An 18,011-nucleotide genomic window follows, 5' to 3' on the forward strand; every position below is an offset into this window, starting at 1 on the left:
ATAAATCCTCAGGTGGAACCTATGGAACAATTTCACTGGGGCGTTGTGCAGTCAGCCTTTCAGTTCGAGATGGGGGACCCTTACAGGAGGAACATCGATTCAAGAACCGACTGGTGGGTCTGGGTCAGGGATAGCTTCAACATAAAGAACGAGCTCGTAAGTGGGGATCTGCCAGAGGACGGGATAAACAACTACGAGCTTTATGAGATTGACCACCGCTTGGCCAAGGATTTAGGACTGAACGCATACCAGCTCACAATAGAATGGAGCAGGATCTTTCCCTGTCCAACCTGGAGTGTTGACGTAGAGCTGGAGAGGGATTCATACGGGCTTATAAAGCGCGTTAAAATAAAGAAGGAACACCTCGAAGAGCTCGATGGACTCGCCAACTGGGGGGAAGTCGAACACTACCACTCGATTCTGAGAAACCTCAAAAAGCTTGGCTTCACGACCTTCGTAACGCTCAATCATCAGACATTGCCCATATGGATCCACGACCCTCTCTGGACGAGGAACGACTTCGAGAACAGCATGGTAAAGGGCTGGGTCGACGAGAGGAGCCTCATCGAGTTCGTCAAGTTCTCGGCATACGTCGCTTGGAAGTTCGGGGAGCTCGTGGATTACTGGGCAACCTTCGATGAGCCGATGGTCACGGTGGAGCTCGGTTATCTGGCCCCTTACGTCGGCTGGCCGCCGGGAATCCTCAATCCAAAGGCAGCTAAAAGGGTTATCATCAACCAGATGGTTGCCCACGCAAGGGCCTACGAGGTTATAAAGGAGCACACCAAAGCCCCTGTCGGGATAATTCTCAATATAATCCCGGCCTACCCGAAAAACCCAGCCAGCGAAAAGGACGTCAAAGCCGCGGAAAACTACGACTACTTCCACAACAGGCTCTTTCTTGAAGCCCTCAATAGGGGCCGGGTTGACCTGGAGCTTGATTTCAATCCCGTGAGGATAGCCCACATCGAAAGGAACGACTGGATAGGCAACAACTACTACACGAGAGAGGTCGTCAAATGGATGGAGCCGAAGTTCAAGGAGCTGCCCATGGTGAGCTTTGTGGGAGTGGAAGGGTACGGCTATTCTGGAAACCCGAAGAGCGTCTCGCCAGACAACAATCCCACCAGCGACTTCGGCTGGGAGGTGTACCCAAAAGGCTTATACGATTCAACTATGGAAGCTTTGGAGTACGGGAAGCCCGTGTTTATAACCGAGAACGGAGTCGCGGATTCAAAGGACGTACTGAGGCCGAGGTATATAACGGAGCACGTGGACGAGGTAAAGAAGCTCGTGGAGACCGGGGCTGATGTGAGGGGATACTTCCACTGGGCTCTGACGGATAACTACGAGTGGGCGATGGGCTTCAAGATACGCTTCGGCCTCTACGAAGTTGACCTCATCACAAAGGAACGTATTCCGAGAAGAAGGAGCGTTGAAACCTACAGGAAGGTTGTTGAGGAGGGATTGGAATGAAGACCATAGCGGTTGATGAGAGCACATGGAGAAAGATAAAGCTCCTCAAGGACAAGCTTGATGCTCGCTCCTACGACGAGGTGCTCCAGAAGCTCATTGAGACCTGGCACCTGGTCGAGCTGGACAAGAAGGTCGATAACGTTATAATGGATGAGGAAGAGGCTGAACTCCTGATAAACCTACTTGAGAAGAAGAAGGGGAGTTGAAGATGCCCCTGCCAGAGGACATAACCTTCGACAGCATAACCCTCCTCAAGATGCACACCGCTAAGAGGAAGAGACAGCTGGAGATAACCCTGGCCAAGTTCAACGTCTCCCTCTCCATAATCACGGTCTACCGCTATCTCTCCGCGAAGGCGTATCTAAAGAGAAACGTGGAGGGAGAGCTTGAAGTTCTCAGAGACATCTATACTGTGATACCCCTAAACGATGAGATAATAGTCAAGGCCTCAAAGATAGAGGCAAGCCTCCTCCAGAAGGGCAAGATGCTCGACCTTGAAGATATTCTAACTGCGGCAACCGCGATATGGAGCAACAGCCTTCTTATAACGGAGAACCCAAAGAGGTACGAAGCCATTAGACAGTTCGGTCTCGACACGATGCCCCTCGAAAAGTTCCTCCGTGAGCTTGAAATAATGGTGGAAAGGGAGCTCAGATGAGCTCCGCGAAGGGGGTTATGTGGAGGAAAAGCCCCGGCATGAAGCGGAGTCCTTCAGCGTACTTTACCCCCGCTTTTTTTCCATAGTAGAGAGCCACCGTCCTCAGGAATGGTTCCCACTTCTCCCACACCTCATCAGTGAACTGGCTCCTATGCCTCCGAATGGCGCTCAGCTTGAGCTCCATAACGTCAGTTATATCAACGAAGTAGTTTGGCTTGGCCGTGTAATAGAAGCCGAAGAGATCAACCTGATGCGGTTTCAGTCCGAGGTAGCGGTCGCTTCTGCCCACATTCGGGAGGGGAGAAAAGGCCACCGCGTCGATGGCCAGGAACCCCGCGGTTCTGTGGTCCGGATGACCCTCGTAGGGGAGCCAGGGATCTGGGGCTAAAACTGCATCGGGTTTCTCCGCCCGTATAACTCTGATTATCTCCTTCCTGACCGCGGAGGAATAGAGAAGCTCGGTGTCCCTATAGTCGAGCCACAGAACTTTATCAACCCCAAGCAACTTGGCACTCTCCATCTCCTCCCTTCTCCTCACGAGGGCAAGCTCTTCCCCTGTTGTTCCATCGTCGTCGGTGCCCATGGAGCCGTCGGTGAGACAGAGGTAAACGACCTTCTTCTCCATTGCGGTTAGCTTCCTTATCGTCCCCCCCATTCCTATCGCACAGTCGTCCGGATGCGGTTCGATGCAGAGAACCTTTTCCACCTCTCCAAAGGGATCACTGAGGTCGAATTCAAGCTTTTCAAGGAGTTCCCTAAAAGCCTCATCGAAGTTCTCAATCTCCTCAAACATAGCCCTCCCTCACTTATAAACTGTGGTTGTTTTATAGAGACCGGCAGATATATAAATCCTGCGGTCGGTTCGATAGGTATTTTAACATCCCTTACAAAGTTGTTGTGGTGGTGATGATGGACGAGATGCTGAAATTGGCTAGAGACTTTTACAGGGAGGAATACGCTGATTCGGTGCTCTACGCCCAGCTCGCGAAGATGGAGAGGGACGAGGAGATAAGGGAGGAGTTCCTCCGCCTCTCAAATATAGAATCAAAGCACGCCAGGTTCTGGCACGATTTTATAAAGAGGCACGGCGGGAAAGTTCCAAGGCCCTCAGTGAAGAGGCTCACAATCCTCAGCACCAGACTCCTGCGGAAGATACTCGGCCCGGGTTCCCTCGCATCCCTCCTCGAAATGGGTGAGAACAGCGCCATACAGAAGTACTTCAAATATCTCACCGCCTACGCGCACAGGTTTACACCGGATGAGATGGAGGAGATAAAGGAGGTTATCCTTGATGAGCTTGAGCATGAGAAGTTCTTCTACGAGAGCAAGCAGCGCTTTCACACAGAGAACGTCCGGGACCTGGTATTGGGTATGAACGATGGCCTCGTCGAAATTCTTGGGGCTGTCACAGGTCTTTCAGCGGTTTATCCCAACAGTCCCCAACTCGTTGGCATAAGCGGCCTGATAGTTGGCGTTGCAGGAGCTCTTTCCATGGCGATCGGAACGTTCATCTCGGTGCGCTCTCAGAGGCAGGTTAATGAGGCAATCAGGGATAGAATGGAGGTTCTTTTCAGGGTTTCACCGGGAAGAGCAAAGGAGGAGCTCCTGTATAAGCTTGTTGAGGGGGGAATGCCCGAGGATATCGCCAGGGAAGTTTCAGAACAGCTTGCCGGCAACAGCGATGCAATAATGAAGCTCCTCATCCCCGAGAGCGACGAGAACGAGATAAGGGCCGCCATCTATACAGGTTCCTTTTATCTGCTCGGAGTTGCGTTCCCGGTTACCCCGTATTTCCTTGCATCAAGCTCACTAACCGCTCTGCCATTTTCGGTCCTCCTTGCCGGATCGGCACTGGCCGTTGTTGCGACGCTGGTTTCCCTCCTGTCGGGGATTTCAATCCGGAAGAAGGTCGCCGAGATGGTGGCAACGGGACTGGGGGCAGCGTTCCTGAGCTATCTCTTCGGCCGGCTCATGGAGGTGCTCTTCAACGTCTCGGCGCTTTAGAGATAGGTTACCTCAACGCCGAGCTTTTCGGCTATTTTCCCCTGCTTTTTGTCGCTGGTGGCAAGTTTGCCATATTTGAGGGCCTGGGCGATGTAGAGGGCGTCGTAGACTGTGACTCCCTGCTCGAGGGCTATTTTCTCCCCTTCCGGAAGATACTGGAGCGGGTTTTCATAGATTATTATTCCCTTGGTCGCGTGAAGGTAGTCAATTATACGCTGAGCGGTTTCAAAAGATATGTCCCTGTACAACCTGTACCGCTTCCATACGGCGTTGGCTCCTTCAATTAGAGCCATTTCCAGTGATACAAGCTCTGGCGTTCTCCTGAGGAACCTTGAGACCTCTTCCCAGCCCTCTTCCCGGAGGAGGTATTTTATTAGTGTTGAGGTGTCAATTACTGTCACGGGAATCCCTCACGAGTTTCGTGGCCTTTCCTCTCTCAAGTTGGGGGACTTTTTCAAGGAACGAGTCAATCTCATCGAGTAACCTTGCTTTCTCTTCCTCCCGGAGTTTCCTTTCTATGAACCTCCTTATCTCCTCGCTCCAGTTGATGTCGTACTCCTTCATCTTCGCTTTTAGCTCATCGGGAATGCGGATGCTTATGACCGCCATACAACCACCGTTTACATAAACGCATTACAGAATTATAAACATTGTCATCATACCTTCACGTATTTCCACTTTCCTCTCCTGAACGCCCACCAGAACAGTGCTGCGGTAGTGAAGGTTTCGAGGCTCATAGCTATCCATGCAGCAATAACTCCGAGGCCCTCAAAGTGTATTGGCCCGATTGTAAAGCCAAAGCCAAGAAGATAAGCCGGCACTATCCTGAAGAGGAGCTTGCTGGTCGCGGTGATATACATCGGCGTCTTCGTGTCCCCCGCCCCCCTCAGCGCACCGCCGAGAACAAAAACCCATCCAAGGGGGATTTCGCTTATCCCCACTATGAGGAGGTATATACTCGCCAGTCTGAGAACCTCCAGATAGTTCGGGTCGCCGGAGCTTATGAAGGGCAGAACGAGATAGCGGGGGAATGCTATGAGTATAAAGGCCATGACGGTCATGAAAAGCCCCACCATCTTGAGGGCCTCATAAACCGTTTTCTCAGCCCTTTCCGGACGCCTAGCTCCGAGATTCTGGCCGACAAGTGCTGAAGTGGCCACGTTGAAGCCAAATGCGGGCATGTATGCTATGCTCTCCACCCTGAGACCGACCTGATGGGCTGCTAGAGCCACGGTTCCGAAACGGGTCACCACGCTCATGTAGAGAAAGTTGTAAAAGCTGAAGAGGCCCCTTTCAACCATCGTTGGAATCCCCACGCGCAGGATTCTCTCAGCCATCTCAGGATGGAAGGAATAGCTCAGCTTAAGCCTGAGAACAAGCCGCCCGCTCAGGAGAAGATACGAGCCAATGAGGAAAGCCGCCGTTATGCCCGCTCCCGAGGCCCACGCCGCTCCAACAGGCCCAAGTTTCGGAAAGCCCAGCTTCCCGAATATTAAGAGATAGTCGAGGAGGGCATTTATGACGTTCATCAGGATTCCGAGCTTCATCGGTGTTTTGGTGTCTCCCGCACCCCTCAACGCGGCCATTGCGGTAAAACTAACGAATCTGATGGGATAAAATGCAAACACAACCCTGATGTATGCATAGCCGAGGCGCACGACACCCTCACTTGCCCCCATGATCCTCAGGATGTCGTCGCCGAGAAGCCAGCCGAAGAGCATCACAGGAATGCCGAGAAGGAAGGAAAGATAGAGGCTCTGCTCAAGGGCAAGCGCAGCATTTTCCTCATCTCCTGCCCCCACAAATCTGGCCGTCAGAGCGAGAGAACCTGTGGCAACAGCGGCCATTATGGGCATCATGAACCAGCTGACCTGGCCGCCGAGCCCTACAGCGGCTATCGCCAGCGCACCGACATGCCCCACCATCATGGTGTCCACTAGGTTGAGAAGGGTCTGAGAGATGTTGCCCATTATCGCGGGCCATGCCAGCTTCCAGAGCTTCCTCTGAATTTCATTCATGGATATCACTCAGACGATTATCTAAACGATAAAAGGTCTGTGGAGGTTAATAAAGTTTACCATAGAACCTCATTAGCTTGAAGTTTAACTTTTTGATGGCTTTCCCTCTGAAAATGATTATAAGAGTACATTCACCAACAAAAAATGCACAATTCACGACATAATGGGAATCGGGATAATGTTTGCGTCATCCAATCATCCAGCTGTTGGGATGTCCAATGAGACCCTCAAACTCCCCTTTAAAACCCTCAGGGAGAAGCTAGGAAAGCATTCCAGCAATAACAAACAAAACAGCAAAATAAAAAGAGATTAAAGCAGGTTCTTAGCCTTCTTCCACTTTCTGCTCCAGCGGTACTTCCTCATGCGCCTGCTCCTGCCGAAGCCGCACGCAGCACAGTAGCCCTTCTTAACGTTAAAGGACTTCCTTCCGCATCTCCTGCATTTTATGTGAGTCGGTGTCCTGTTCCTCTTTCCGTGCGGTGCTGTTCCGCTTCCCACAGTGAATCACCTCACTCACTCTCTACGGGTGAGATTGCCAACACATTGTCTCCTCTAATCACGATCTTGCCGTACTGCTTCGTAACCTCCCCGCCCTCCACGAGCTGGGCGTTGGCAAGGACTATATTCAGGTGAATGTCATAACCAATGAGCCTTCCTCTAAACTCGAACCCTTTCTTCAGGATCACCAAAACGTCCGTGTCGAGTGACTTGTGTATCACATCAAGTGGTCTTTCCGCCATTTTCCTTCCCTCCCAAATAATCAAAGCCGATATCAAATTCATAACCGGGAAATTGGTTTATAACTCTTTCCCTAATAGAAATCCAAAAATCACGAAAATTAGAGATCTCTAATTGCTTTATGGTGCTTTGTATATTAGGCCGAGAAGTTTATACTTAATTTAGTAATTTTCCTTCAATGCATATTTTGTCACTTCCTAATTTTGAGTGGACGAAACACTTAAATACTATAAACTACTTAAATCCATTAGACAACTTCATTTGAGGAATTCAGATGCGACAGGAAGTGGTATGGTTTGTACTCGGAATCTTGATTGGGAGTTTGTTTTTAGTCTCGGCGTATCCAACAGGGAACAACGTTCAGTATGCCATTCCAGTGGTTCAAAGGATAAACAACACAGTCCCAGTTTACTATATGGGTAGCGACGTCTCAAAGTACTTCACAGGGGCAATAAAGATGAACCCTTCACTGAGCATTAAAACTCCACATATACTTGTCGTTGAAAGTTCCCACGTGAAAAACAGCTCCCAGCTCAGGGAGCTCGTGAGGAAGGAAATCCTCTCAGGAATACCGGTTATAGTTATTGGTAGCCCCAAGGTTATCAACGGAACTTTCAGGGGCCAGTTCTTTGCAGAGCTTGTAGCGGGTCATGGTCCAGATGGAAAACCTATCACACAGGCAACTGTCTACGGTTACATGACCTATCCTTCCAATGGAATTCTCGTGAGCAAAGAGTTCATCTCCATTGACGCCGAACCAAAGGCAATCGAACAAGCTTACAGCTGGGCGGTTAAGAACCTAAAACCAAGTGCCGGGACTTTCGAACTTAAGGCAGAGCCTCCATCCTCTGGAGCTTATTGGTCTTACAGGAGTCAGCTTGATTTTACCAGCGGTGATGACTGGAAACCATATGGCAGGCTCAACATTAGGACACTCCACTACCAGCTTATGAACGATGGTTCCTCCCAGTACGACTGGTACAATGTTCACGTGCGACAGCAGTCTATCCCCGGAAAAGAACTCTGGAGCTCAGAGTGGAGGACATCTGATATGTACACCTGGATAGATGCTGATTATTACAACCCAAAGGGTTTTCTCTCAGATTATGCACCAACTACAACTTCAGGAACCACAACCGTGGGTGTTTCAATAGGTGTCTCCGTAGGAGTTAAGGAAGCCCAAGTAAGTGCATTCCAGTCGTGGAGCTACACAATTTCTGACGTTCGCGTTTACGATGAAAGCGACTACTCTCAGGAGCTCGCCAAGTGGAGACACGATATAGCAGAGGATAAAGCAGTTGGGTCTAATACATACCAAATAGAACCGGGTGCTACGTTAAGATTCCCTCAAGAAGATTACGGAGCAAAGGTTTGGAGAGAACACTACGGTGTCGTCTACGCAAAACCTCCGAACTGGTGGGAACCCTGGTGGGACTGGCATTATAGCGAGGAAAACTGGGTTGAATTCCGCATTTCTATGGGATGAAGTTAGAATTCTTTCTTGCGCTCTTCTTTTTATCCCATTTTCAGGTGTTACCAAATGCCCAAAAGCTTTTTATGAAATTAGCTCATCTCCTTCTCAGGTGGTGCTGATGGGAGCTGATAAATACGAGATTCTTCAGGATTTGATGAGGAGGAGAGGCTTTGCATGGGGGAGCTTTGAAATCTACGGTGGTGCGAGGGGTTTTTACGATTACGGTCCTCTTGGAGCTACAATAAAGAGGAAAATCGAGCAGAAAATAAGGGAAGCCTTCCAGAGGGAAGGCTTCTTTGAGCTTGAGACGCCGGACATCACGCCGGAGAAGGTGTTCATAGCGAGCGGTCACGTTGATAAGTTCGTTGACCCGCTGGTCGAGTGTAAGAAGTGCGGTGCCCGCTTCAGGGCAGACCACATAGTGGAGGAGGTTCTCGACATTGATACGGAGGGCATGAGCGCCGAGCACCTCACCCAGCTCATCCGCGAGCACGACATCCGCTGTCCGGAGTGCGGCGGCGAGCTTTCCGATGTGTGGTACTTCAACCTCATGTTCGAGACCAAAATCGGCCCCTACGGCGACCAGAAGGGCTATCTGAGGCCTGAAACCGCTCAGGGCATCTTCGTGAACTTCAGGCGCTTAAACGCTTTCGCCAGGAACAGGCTCCCCTTCGGCGTTTTCCAGATAGGTAAAGCATACCGCAACGAGATTTCCCCGAGGCAGGGAATGCTCCGCCTGAGGGAGTTCACGCAGGCTGAAGCGGAGATATTCTTCAACCCGAAGGAGACGGAACATCCTCACTTCGACGAGGTCAGGGATGAAAAGCTTAGGCTCTACCCGATAGAGAACCAGCTCAAGAACCTTGGGATGGTTGAGATGACAGCCGAGGAGGCTGTCAAGAAGGGCTACGTCCTGAACACATTCTTCGCCTACTACATGGTCATGGTCAAGAGGACGCTCCTCGACATCGGCATCCCCGAGGAGGCCATACGCTTCCGCCAGCAGCTGCCGGAGGAAAGGGCACACTACTCAAGCGACACCTGGGACGTCGAGATACACAGCGAGCGCTTCGGCTGGGTGGAGTGCGTCGGCATAGCCTACCGCGGCGACTACGACCTCAGCAAGCACATGAAGATGAGCGGGGCTGACTTAACCGTCCTCATACACTACGACGAGCCCAAGATAGTCAGACGTCTCAAAGTAAGCCTCAACATGAAGAAGGTTGGTCCCAAGCTGAAGAAGGACGCCAAGAGGATAAACGAGCTCATCCGAGGCTGGGACGAGGAGGAGCTGAGGAACCTAGTTGAGGTTCTTGAGAAGGACGGCAGGATAACCATCGAGGACTACGAGCTTGAGAAGGACGACTTCATAATCAAGGAAATGGAGGAGAAGATAACGGGCGAGAAGATAGTTCCCCACGTCCTTGAACCCAGTTTCGGTATTGACAGGCCGTTCTACCTGCTCCTTGAGAACAGCCTTGTCATCGAGGAGGACAGAACCTATCTCAGACTGAAGAAGGACATGGCGCCGATCGAGGTTGCGGTTCTTCCGCTCGTTGCGAAGGAGCCCCTTAAGAGCATAGCCTACGACGTCTTCAGGACACTCCAGAAGGCGGGCTTCATAGCGGTCTACGACGAGAAGGACACCATCGGGAGGAGATACATGCGCTACGATGAGATAGGAACGCCCTACTGCGTTACAATAGACAACCAGACGCCCGAGGACAACACCGTTACGATCCGCGACCGCGACACGAGGGAACAGGTGAGGGTTAGGATTGAGGAGTTGCCGGGGAAGCTGAAGGAGCTGATTTTCTAAACAAGAATTATACTTCATTACATTTATCTTGATGTACTCGATAATATTTTTCAAAATTCCTGCAATTGCAAACAGTTAAGGGGTATTTTATAAAGAATAATTCGATATTTTATTTATATAGTATAAGCTATGCATGTGAAGCCTATAATTCTTCTATAATCTAGCAAAATATTTATAATTATAATAGCATCAAGATATAAATGAATAACAAATCAGGAGGAATTCTCCATGAATAAAAAAATGATAAGTATTTTTGTGGCCTTGGTGGTAGCAATATCAGTTACACCAGCAGCACTATCAGTGACATTCCCAGACACTTCCAACCTGCCTCAAAAACAAAGTTTTGCAATTTCAGCTGATAAAATAGGAAGCTTGACAGATATTCCGGCTCCACTCCATAGAACCGGACTCATCTGGGTGCCTTATGAAAAATATTCTAAGATTACAGGAAACCATTATTCCCGATTCACGTCAAAAGTATATGCCAACGCCTTGAGAAATGCCCCATTCTACCCCGGAAGAAATCTAGTGTCACTCAGTGATATCCCTTCCGAAGTCATTAACACCCTCTATCTCCCTCCAGTTGGGGATCAGGGATATGTGGGTTCATGCAACGCATGGAGCTCAACATACTATGTTTGGACATACATGCTTAACTGGTGGCGGAATCATCCCCATCCTGATACACCAGATGTTATAATGAATCCCACATTCACATACAACCTCATAAATGGAGGAGAGGATTGGGGCAGCAACATGTGGGATGCTATGAACCTCATATCAACCATTGGAGCAGTTCCACTTGATGCATTCCCTCTTTACGTCAATGGGCCATATGGTGATCCTGCAGATTATGCTTGGGTATGGCCGAACCTTACCCAGTGGATGATAGCTCCTCACAACAGCGGAACGGAGGACATGTACTGGTGGCAGTACTATGATGGCTATCCTGCTCTATACCAAATGCCGGGACAGTGGTACATACTGTACATGGATAATGAAACGCAGTGGAACTACCTGAAAGGATTGTTGGCAAATGGATATATCCTCCAGACGGCTATAGTGGTTCTCCCAAGTTTTGCGTTCATAGACCATCCGGAGAAGTTTCTGGGGTACCTTCAGTTTTACGCCGGATATGCACAGCAGTACGCAAACGAATACTGGGCAAACCAGAGTTACGCAAATGGGACATACACAAACTGGACAATGGGGTATCTTTTAAACTGGGTCTATAATCAGTATAATCAGACATATGGTGATCCATATGAAACAGCCATGGCTTCAATTCAGCTCATGAAGAAAATCCTTGCAGAGTATAATATTACAATGAACGATACTGTTACCACCGCTATCCAAAAGTTCTCACTTGGAATTCAGGATAGATACATTAATAACGCAACATGGATGCAGAATGCAACATTTTATCTCGCATCATACTCAATAAATGGAGAGAAGTGGTTCATAAATCATGGGTTTGATGATCTCTACGCACTGGCAAACTTTGAATGGATGCTCCATTATATTCCGCTCGGGAACTACGTGAGCTCAGGCAGGATTAGGTATATAGACTTCTACAATTACTATTATGCATGGGCCGGAGGTCATGCAGTTACAATAATAGGATATAATGATAACACAACAACACCAGATGGAAAAGGGGTTCTCAAGATGGTCAACTCATGGGGAACTGGATGGGGCAACAATGGATACTGGGATTATTCATACACAGCAGCAAGGACAACGGGTTATTCAGTAACGTACGTTGATGGAATGCTTCCTTTAAGGTTCTTTATTTCCTTTGGTGAGTCCTTTGTATATGTACCAAAAGCCGCCAATTACAAACCCAAGATTATGAGTATAGTGGGTATCAAACACCCGCTGAGGGGAGAGGTGATAGATGGAGAATACAATATATCTACATTAAAGACAATAACACCGGCCGGGATACCTATAGAAGTAGCAATTGGAAATAAGACGATATGGAGACATAACTTCCTCGATTTCTGGATGGATTATGTTCCATACTCCCAGAATACATCAATGATGCTCCAGTTCCTACCCCAAGCGCATCCATTCCCAGAGAGTCCAATGGCGTTTGACATTTCAGATGTCCTTGATTACATAAACTACTATGTAGCAAACTCAGCACAGATCCCTAAGAGCATCGACTTCTATGTAAATGTAAGCGATAAAATACCGGACAATATTACTGGAACATTATATAACTTTACGTTGATGGTCTCGACTCCAAGAGGTCCATATTACTTAACTGCCAATGTTAGCAATGCAACTATCCCAGATGGTGGATGGGTGGTCAAAGACATAAACGTTCCACTCACCCAGTACGGTCTTGCAACTCCAGCTAACGGCAGTGAAGTTAACTATGGAAACTTCTCAATTGACATAATAACCTTGGCAGTACCACGCTCAGTTCAGATATTAATAGGCAACAGCACATACAATTTAAGCGAAGAGAATGGAGGCTACTACTTCTATGCCACTGCCATAGCCCAGAAACTCAAACTTCCTGCCGGAACCTACAATTATACGGTCATGCTTAACTTTGGTACTAATAAAACATTAACACTGCCCACCCGTACAATAACAATAAAGGGACCTTCTGTTCAGATCATCTCCCCAGAAGCCAAGGTATATAACACCACATCCATTCCCATAAAGATTAAGATAACCGGAGATGGGTTAAACATTACAGATATCACTGTAAAGCTAAACAACAGAGGATACAACCTCACATATAACGCCACAAGCGGGCTCTATGAAACCATGCTAAACCTCACTAATGGTGTATATACACTCAAAGTCAAAGCTGTTGATGAATATGGAAACTCAGGTACTGCCATCCTGCAGTTTGTTGTAAGCAAAATGGCAAAAGTGGAGGAAATCGCCAACACGACAATTGGGATTATTGGAGGAGAAGTTAGTAACATTACAGTACAAAACAATACTGTGGAAGCTGAGGTTCAGACTTCAAATGGCAACGTATCTATTGAAGTCCCGCTGGTCAATAATGTCCCAACTATCATAATAAACAACACCGCGATTGATAAGGTCTCCTCGGGCAATGCCAATGCCTCACTAGTAGCGGGATGGAACGCAACAGTACACAATATTGAAACTCAGACAAAAGTAATTGAGAAGAAAGGAGCCAAAAAGCTTGTGAGTGTAACACTAAAAGCTAATGTCACCATCGGTGAGAATGGTGTCGCAGTTCTTGCCCTCCGGGACATCAATATCACTAAGATTAAAGTAATAAAGGATGGACAGATAATATTCCTGACAACAAACCGCAGTGCACAGATTGGTTATTACTACAGAGAAAATGGAATGATATTTGTTGTACTCAAAGAAGATCCGGTGGTAGAAGCAGATGGGCAAAAGGAAGTCCCAATAATAGCAAATCCTGCAGAAGCTGTTCTTATGCTGAATCTTGTATACTACATGTATTACGAACATGCGATACAGGTCTTTGGCATCCTTTATAAACAGGCAGAAAACCTCAGTGTAGATAAATTAACCCTTTCAGAAGCAATGCACATGAAAAACCTTGCAGATGAGAAGATCAATGCAGCTCTCAAACTTACAGGTGGAAGCATTATACTTAACCTCAACAATCCAATTATACTGAGAGACCTCAGGGCAGCATATGTGGACATGAAGAAAGCATTGAAACTCCTCGAAGATGCCATCAAGGGAAAGTCGGGTCCGAACGTGTATGGGCCATAATGGACTTTGATTCTTAATCTGTTATTTTTTGTTATTTTTTAATACTCCTATACCATGCCTCATATTCTCAGTCTTTGATTTCATGAAAAAACTTCTTGTTGGAAATAGACTTCAAAAAATAAAATACAACTTAAAAGTTTAAAAATCCCCTGAGGATACCAGATATATGGGGCATGAAAATATAATCCACCTCATCTACCGCCGCCTTCCGAACAGAATTCTTGAGAGGGACGACGAGCTCATAGCTGACCTGGGCGATGTGATAATAGCCAGATCCGAGTTTAAGGGCATGCTCGCTCCCCTCAGGGTGAACGGCGTTGAGGTCATCAAAAACGGCTACCGCATGCTCTACTTCGCTTTCATCGGGGAGAACTACGACGTGCTGAAGGTCTACGACGGGGAGGGCAACTTCAAAGGCCTCTACATCGACGTCCTGGCATATACGAGGCGCGAGGGGGACACCCTTGAGATGCTCGACCTGTTTTTGGATATCTTCGTCTTTCCGGATGGCGAGGCGTTCCTCCTCGATGAGGATGAGCTTGAGATGGCGCTCAACTACGGCGTGATTGACAAAGAAACGTTTGACTTCGCCTATCGCGTTGCGAGGGAAATCCTCGAAAAGCTTAAGCGGGGGGAGTTCCCGCCTGAGATTGTGTGGGAGTACGACTGGAGGGATTGAGGTGAAGTTCCTGAAGGAAACCAGGGATGGGACGCTTCTCCTGGTCTATGTCCAGCCGAAGGCAAAGAGGAACGAAATTGATGGCGTTGATGAGTGGCGCGGCCGGTTAAAGATCAAAGTAAAGGCCCCGCCCGTCGGGGGAAAGGCGAATAAAGAGCTCATAAAGTTCCTCTCGAAGCTCCTCGGTGCGGAGGTGGTCCTCGTTAGGGGAGAGACCTCAAGGGAAAAGGATTTGCTTGTCAAACTGAGCGCTGAAGAGGTTAAAAGACTGCTGAAACTGTAAAGCATTATTTTGAATCGACGGTGTAACTTTAGATAATTGAACCAAAATTTATAAAAAATATCACGTACAATTATAATTGCCAACCACCCAATGGGGGAGGCCATATGAACAAGAAAGAGTTGGCAGGAATAACCTTAGGTGTGGTTGTTTTAGCAATTGCAGCAATGGCAACACCTGCAGTTGCAACACAGAGTGGGGTTATTACCCTTGATGCAATTCTGCACGGCAGTTTCTCAACTGCCAAGGTGTACATCGCTGAACAATATGTGGTGCAAAATGGACAGTTTCAGCTGGGTCCCATGACCAAAGCTCACTTTGGTTCATCTTCTGGAACCGGGTCAAACGCTTATTGGTACACGAGTGATGCCTATACAACACCATCCTTAATAGATGGCTGGGGTACATGGCATCTAGATGCCCTTACCCACTATGGACTAACAGAGGCCTCCTATGAGGGGTCAAGTGAACTCCAAGTATACCTTGTACCATCTGGGGAAACGCCAACAGCTAAGAACACCTTATCCCAGGAAAAATTTTCTGCCGAACCTTCCACAAACGCACAGTTCGAGCTTGATATTGCCGCCTATGTTGATGTTCATGGGGGGACTTCTCTCAGCAGATACTTAACGGAAAACGTAGGCGTCTCAATCGAGATACCTATTGATGTTGGTTGATGTTCTCTTTCATTCACTTTTTACAGTCAATTGGAGGGTCAGAAATGGGCAGGAAGAAAACCTACACGGTGTCGGGAATCATTCTAATCCTGCTCGGAATTGCGATAGCCTCTTATCCCGTGCTGGGATATTACTTTTCGACCTATGCCCAAAGTCCTCACGCGGTTTTAAAGCCGGGAAACAACTTCGTTTATGGTGGATACCTCCACGACGGACACCGCTCCACTCTGTTGTTAATATACAATGTGACCTACGTTGGAAATGGCAAGTTCAGGGTTACGTTTAGTATTTCCAACACAAGCAATAGCAACGTAACTATTTTCTACTTCCAAAGCCTTGAAAACTCCGGAAAGATTATCGGAAATCCAAAGCTTATCCTAGACAAAACGCTAATCCTGAATGAGAGCGACCCTCTCATAAAAACCCTCTTTCCCAAGGACAGTGTAACTGTTTATGCCTTGAACTATTCCAGAACTTCAAAGCTAACGATAAGAACAACCCCTTTTTCATCCGACTTCTCACCCAACTCCATCGGATTTCCCTACATTTACGGACCGGATCTACCAGGCCCTCTGGTTAAATACGCCGACAAGGTTGCTTACTACAGGGCAACCGATAGTTACTTTGCAAGAACTTTGGAGGTAATTGGTCCAAACGCTCCCCTTAGGTATCCCTCAATCGTGGACGGAATGCCCACACACGTCCCAATAGGCGTAACGCCCGAACAGCTTGACCTGCCGGAGTTAATACCCGAAAAGCTGATATCAAAAGCGGGTTGGAATTACATTGAGAGCTCCTATCCCACGGTCATGCTCCTAGGCCTGCTCAGAACCAACGTTCAGCCGGCTTACCAGGACTGGATAGGAGCTTTGAAATACAGCTTTATTCAGTACAGCGCACCCGTTGACTACATCCTGATTTTGATGGGAATAGTCCTTCTGATACTCGCGGGGAGGTTCGTCTAATGATTGTTGAGGCCGAAAACCTCGGCGTCAATTACGGAAGAACGTGGGGGATAAAGGACCTGACCTTCAAAGCGAAGGCCGAGAGGCTGGCCCTTATCGGACACAACGGAAGCGGAAAGACCACCCTTCTTTCAGTTCTCTCGGGGATAAGGCACCCAACTACTGGAAGCGCCAGAATAAACGGGTGGGAACCATACAGACGAAAGGACAAATGGATTGTCATAAGGTACTCCTTCGAAAAGCCCCAGTTCAGGATTCCCGTTAAAGTGCATGACTTGGTGGAGATACTCAGAGCTAATCCCATGTGCCCGGAGGTGGACGAGCTTATCGAAGTCCTCGGAATAGCTCAGTTCCTTGACAATAGGATAGACTCGCTCTCCAGCGGACAGGCCCAGCTCTGCAACCTTCTGGTGGCCCTTTCATGCGACTCCGAAGTCGTTATCCTTGACGAGCCAACGGCACACCTCGACTCCTACAGGGCCGGTATTGTGGACGAGCTGATATCAAAAAGGAAGGGTGTAATAATAGCCACCCATGACGTTGAGGAAGGGGAAGCCGTGGCCGATTACTTCCTGATTATGAAAGAAGGACAGTTAGTATGGTCAGGGGATAGAAAAAAGCTTTTCTCCAGCGAGGTTTATGAGGTAACTCTCGTTGAAACCGGACTTAAGTTACCCTTTGAAACACTCTATCGCTTTGGAGCAACCCTCATCGTAAAGGCGGGTGTCAACGAGCTGGTGGAGATGATGCTAGATGGCGCTATAGCGGGATTTAGAAGGGCAGGGTTGCGCTATGCTTACGCAAAGAGCAGTTAAATGGTACACCAAAAATCTGTTCCCCCACCCTGCAACCGAGATACTTCTCGGGCTGATGATACTCGGTACTTGGTATTCCCTAAAGGACGCCCAGAAACTTGGATTTTATGAGTTCATGGTAATTGTAGAGGCGGTGTTCCTTCCGGTTTATGGAATCTTGGTTGCCACCCATGTTTTCAGGAGTCAGAGGGTTACCCTCTTTGAGATTACTCTATTCAACGGGCCGGAAAACGTTTTTCTCGGACGCTTAACATCGGCATTGTTCGGGCTCATCGTAGGTATTTTTAGCGTTGCGCTCATTACCTCCAACCAGGGATATTCCCGTTTGGCAGTTTCGGTTCTCCTTAAAATACCCACGTATCTTGCGGTGATGATGATTCTAATGGTCTGGCTGGACTCCATAGGGGGTATTATCTCGTTTTACATACTAACTTCAGCTATTCCGATGGCGCTCTTCGTGCTTCTTACCAAGCCCTATCCCCCAAGCACCGCCGTAAGCTTGCTTTCTTATTTCCTCGCACCGATTGGGGCGACTGTTGAGGCGAGGAAACTTTCACTATCGGTTTCAGCAGGCTACACAGTAACACTTGTTTTGTCGGCATTAATTATGCTACTAGCGTACATAAGTTTCAAAAAGAAAGACTTTGAACCGCAGTAAAGGATT

19 protein-coding genes are annotated in these 18,011 nt (G+C 48.1%); 13 read left to right on the forward strand and 6 right to left on the reverse strand.

Features of this window, described 5'->3' with window-relative positions; translation table 11 throughout:
* The first annotated feature begins 21 nt into the window (after nt 1–21).
* The 3 genes from bgaS to ACYQ27_RS07675 are packed head-to-tail and all read left to right on the forward strand — an operon-like array spanning nt 22 to nt 2,134.
* Nucleotides 22–1,476: a beta-galactosidase BgaS gene (gene bgaS, locus ACYQ27_RS07665; RefSeq protein ID WP_456453572.1), complete on the forward strand. Its 1,455-nt coding sequence runs from the start codon at nt 22–24 to the stop codon at nt 1,474–1,476.
* Complete coding sequence (locus tag ACYQ27_RS07670; protein ID WP_456453571.1) at nt 1,473–1,682, forward strand: hypothetical protein; 210 nt, start codon at nt 1,473–1,475, stop codon at nt 1,680–1,682. The genes bgaS and ACYQ27_RS07670 overlap by 4 nt, the downstream gene beginning before the upstream one ends.
* 2 nt (nt 1,683–1,684) lie before the next feature.
* Nucleotides 1,685–2,134, forward strand: coding sequence for a type II toxin-antitoxin system VapC family toxin (locus ACYQ27_RS07675; protein WP_456453570.1), 450 nt, complete (start codon nt 1,685–1,687; stop codon nt 2,132–2,134).
* On the opposite strand, the gene ACYQ27_RS07680 is transcribed toward ACYQ27_RS07675, so the two are convergent.
* Nucleotides 2,127–2,927 (reverse strand): PIG-L deacetylase family protein, encoded by an 801-nt coding sequence (locus ACYQ27_RS07680; RefSeq protein ID WP_456453569.1) that lies wholly within the window; start codon nt 2,925–2,927, stop codon nt 2,127–2,129. The genes ACYQ27_RS07675 and ACYQ27_RS07680 overlap by 8 nt on opposite strands.
* 116 nt (nt 2,928–3,043) lie before the next feature.
* Between ACYQ27_RS07680 and ACYQ27_RS07685 the strand changes: the two genes are divergently transcribed.
* The gene (locus ACYQ27_RS07685) at nt 3,044–4,138 is read left to right on the forward strand and encodes a VIT1/CCC1 transporter family protein (protein WP_460041841.1); all 1,095 of its coding nucleotides are present in this window, start codon (nt 3,044–3,046) and stop codon (nt 4,136–4,138) included.
* Here ACYQ27_RS07685 and ACYQ27_RS07690 read toward each other — a convergent pair.
* The 5 genes from ACYQ27_RS07690 to ACYQ27_RS07710 form a co-directional block, all read right to left on the reverse strand.
* On the reverse strand, nt 4,135–4,539 hold the full coding sequence (locus tag ACYQ27_RS07690; RefSeq protein ID WP_460041397.1) for a type II toxin-antitoxin system VapC family toxin: 405 nt from the start codon (nt 4,537–4,539) through the stop codon (nt 4,135–4,137). The genes ACYQ27_RS07685 and ACYQ27_RS07690 overlap by 4 nt on opposite strands.
* A complete protein-coding gene (gene vapB / locus ACYQ27_RS07695; RefSeq protein WP_456395120.1) occupies nt 4,526–4,747 on the reverse strand; it encodes a type II toxin-antitoxin system VapB family antitoxin in 222 nt (73 codons plus the stop codon). Before vapB ends, ACYQ27_RS07690 begins: the two co-directional genes overlap by 14 nt.
* Nucleotides 4,748–4,794: 47 nt before the next feature.
* Nucleotides 4,795–6,156 (reverse strand): MATE family efflux transporter, encoded by a 1,362-nt coding sequence (locus ACYQ27_RS07700; protein ID WP_460041842.1) that lies wholly within the window; start codon nt 6,154–6,156, stop codon nt 4,795–4,797.
* 309 nt (nt 6,157–6,465) lie between these two features.
* Nucleotides 6,466–6,654, reverse strand: coding sequence for a 50S ribosomal protein L37e (locus ACYQ27_RS07705; protein ID WP_456395118.1), 189 nt, complete (start codon nt 6,652–6,654; stop codon nt 6,466–6,468).
* An 11-nt stretch (nt 6,655–6,665) separates the two neighbouring features.
* Nucleotides 6,666–6,896 (reverse strand): LSm family protein, encoded by a 231-nt coding sequence (locus ACYQ27_RS07710; RefSeq protein ID WP_456395117.1) that lies wholly within the window; start codon nt 6,894–6,896, stop codon nt 6,666–6,668.
* A gap of 272 nt (nt 6,897–7,168) precedes the next feature.
* Here ACYQ27_RS07710 and ACYQ27_RS07715 point away from each other — a divergent pair, with 272 nt between their 5' ends.
* The 9 genes from ACYQ27_RS07715 to ACYQ27_RS07755 all read left to right on the forward strand — a co-directional run bounded on the left by ACYQ27_RS07715 (nt 7,169) and on the right by ACYQ27_RS07755 (nt 18,005).
* Complete coding sequence (locus ACYQ27_RS07715) at nt 7,169–8,380, forward strand: hypothetical protein (RefSeq protein ID WP_460041398.1); 1,212 nt, start codon at nt 7,169–7,171, stop codon at nt 8,378–8,380.
* Nucleotides 8,381–8,486: 106 nt separating this feature from the next.
* Nucleotides 8,487–10,187: a glycine--tRNA ligase gene (glyS, locus tag ACYQ27_RS07720; protein WP_460041843.1), complete on the forward strand. Its 1,701-nt coding sequence runs from the start codon at nt 8,487–8,489 to the stop codon at nt 10,185–10,187.
* 228 nt (nt 10,188–10,415) lie between these two features.
* Complete coding sequence (locus ACYQ27_RS07725) at nt 10,416–13,931, forward strand: C1 family peptidase (protein ID WP_460041399.1); 3,516 nt, start codon at nt 10,416–10,418, stop codon at nt 13,929–13,931.
* A 166-nt stretch (nt 13,932–14,097) separates the two neighbouring features.
* Nucleotides 14,098–14,610: a ribonuclease FAU-1 family protein gene (locus ACYQ27_RS07730; protein WP_460041400.1), complete on the forward strand. Its 513-nt coding sequence runs from the start codon at nt 14,098–14,100 to the stop codon at nt 14,608–14,610.
* Between the two features lies 1 nt (nt 14,611).
* Nucleotides 14,612–14,893 carry a DUF167 domain-containing protein gene (locus tag ACYQ27_RS07735; protein WP_460041401.1) on the forward strand — a complete coding sequence of 94 codons (282 nt, stop codon included), beginning with the start codon at nt 14,612–14,614 and terminating at the stop codon, nt 14,891–14,893.
* A 104-nt stretch (nt 14,894–14,997) separates the two neighbouring features.
* On the forward strand, nt 14,998–15,567 hold the full coding sequence (locus tag ACYQ27_RS07740; protein ID WP_460041402.1) for a hypothetical protein: 570 nt from the start codon (nt 14,998–15,000) through the stop codon (nt 15,565–15,567).
* Nucleotides 15,568–15,611: 44 nt separating this feature from the next.
* Nucleotides 15,612–16,532, forward strand: a complete 921-nt coding sequence (locus ACYQ27_RS07745; protein ID WP_460041403.1) for a hypothetical protein — start codon at nt 15,612–15,614, stop codon at nt 16,530–16,532.
* Entirely contained in the window at nt 16,532–17,347 is an 816-nt protein-coding gene (locus ACYQ27_RS07750; RefSeq protein WP_460041404.1) for an ATP-binding cassette domain-containing protein, read from the forward strand. Before ACYQ27_RS07745 ends, ACYQ27_RS07750 begins: the two co-directional genes overlap by 1 nt.
* The gene (locus tag ACYQ27_RS07755) at nt 17,325–18,005 is read left to right on the forward strand and encodes a hypothetical protein (protein WP_456452578.1); all 681 of its coding nucleotides are present in this window, start codon (nt 17,325–17,327) and stop codon (nt 18,003–18,005) included. The genes ACYQ27_RS07750 and ACYQ27_RS07755 overlap by 23 nt, the downstream gene beginning before the upstream one ends.
* The last annotated feature ends 6 nt before the right edge of the window (nt 18,006–18,011 follow it).

This window comes from Thermococcus atlanticus, assembly GCF_054657855.1.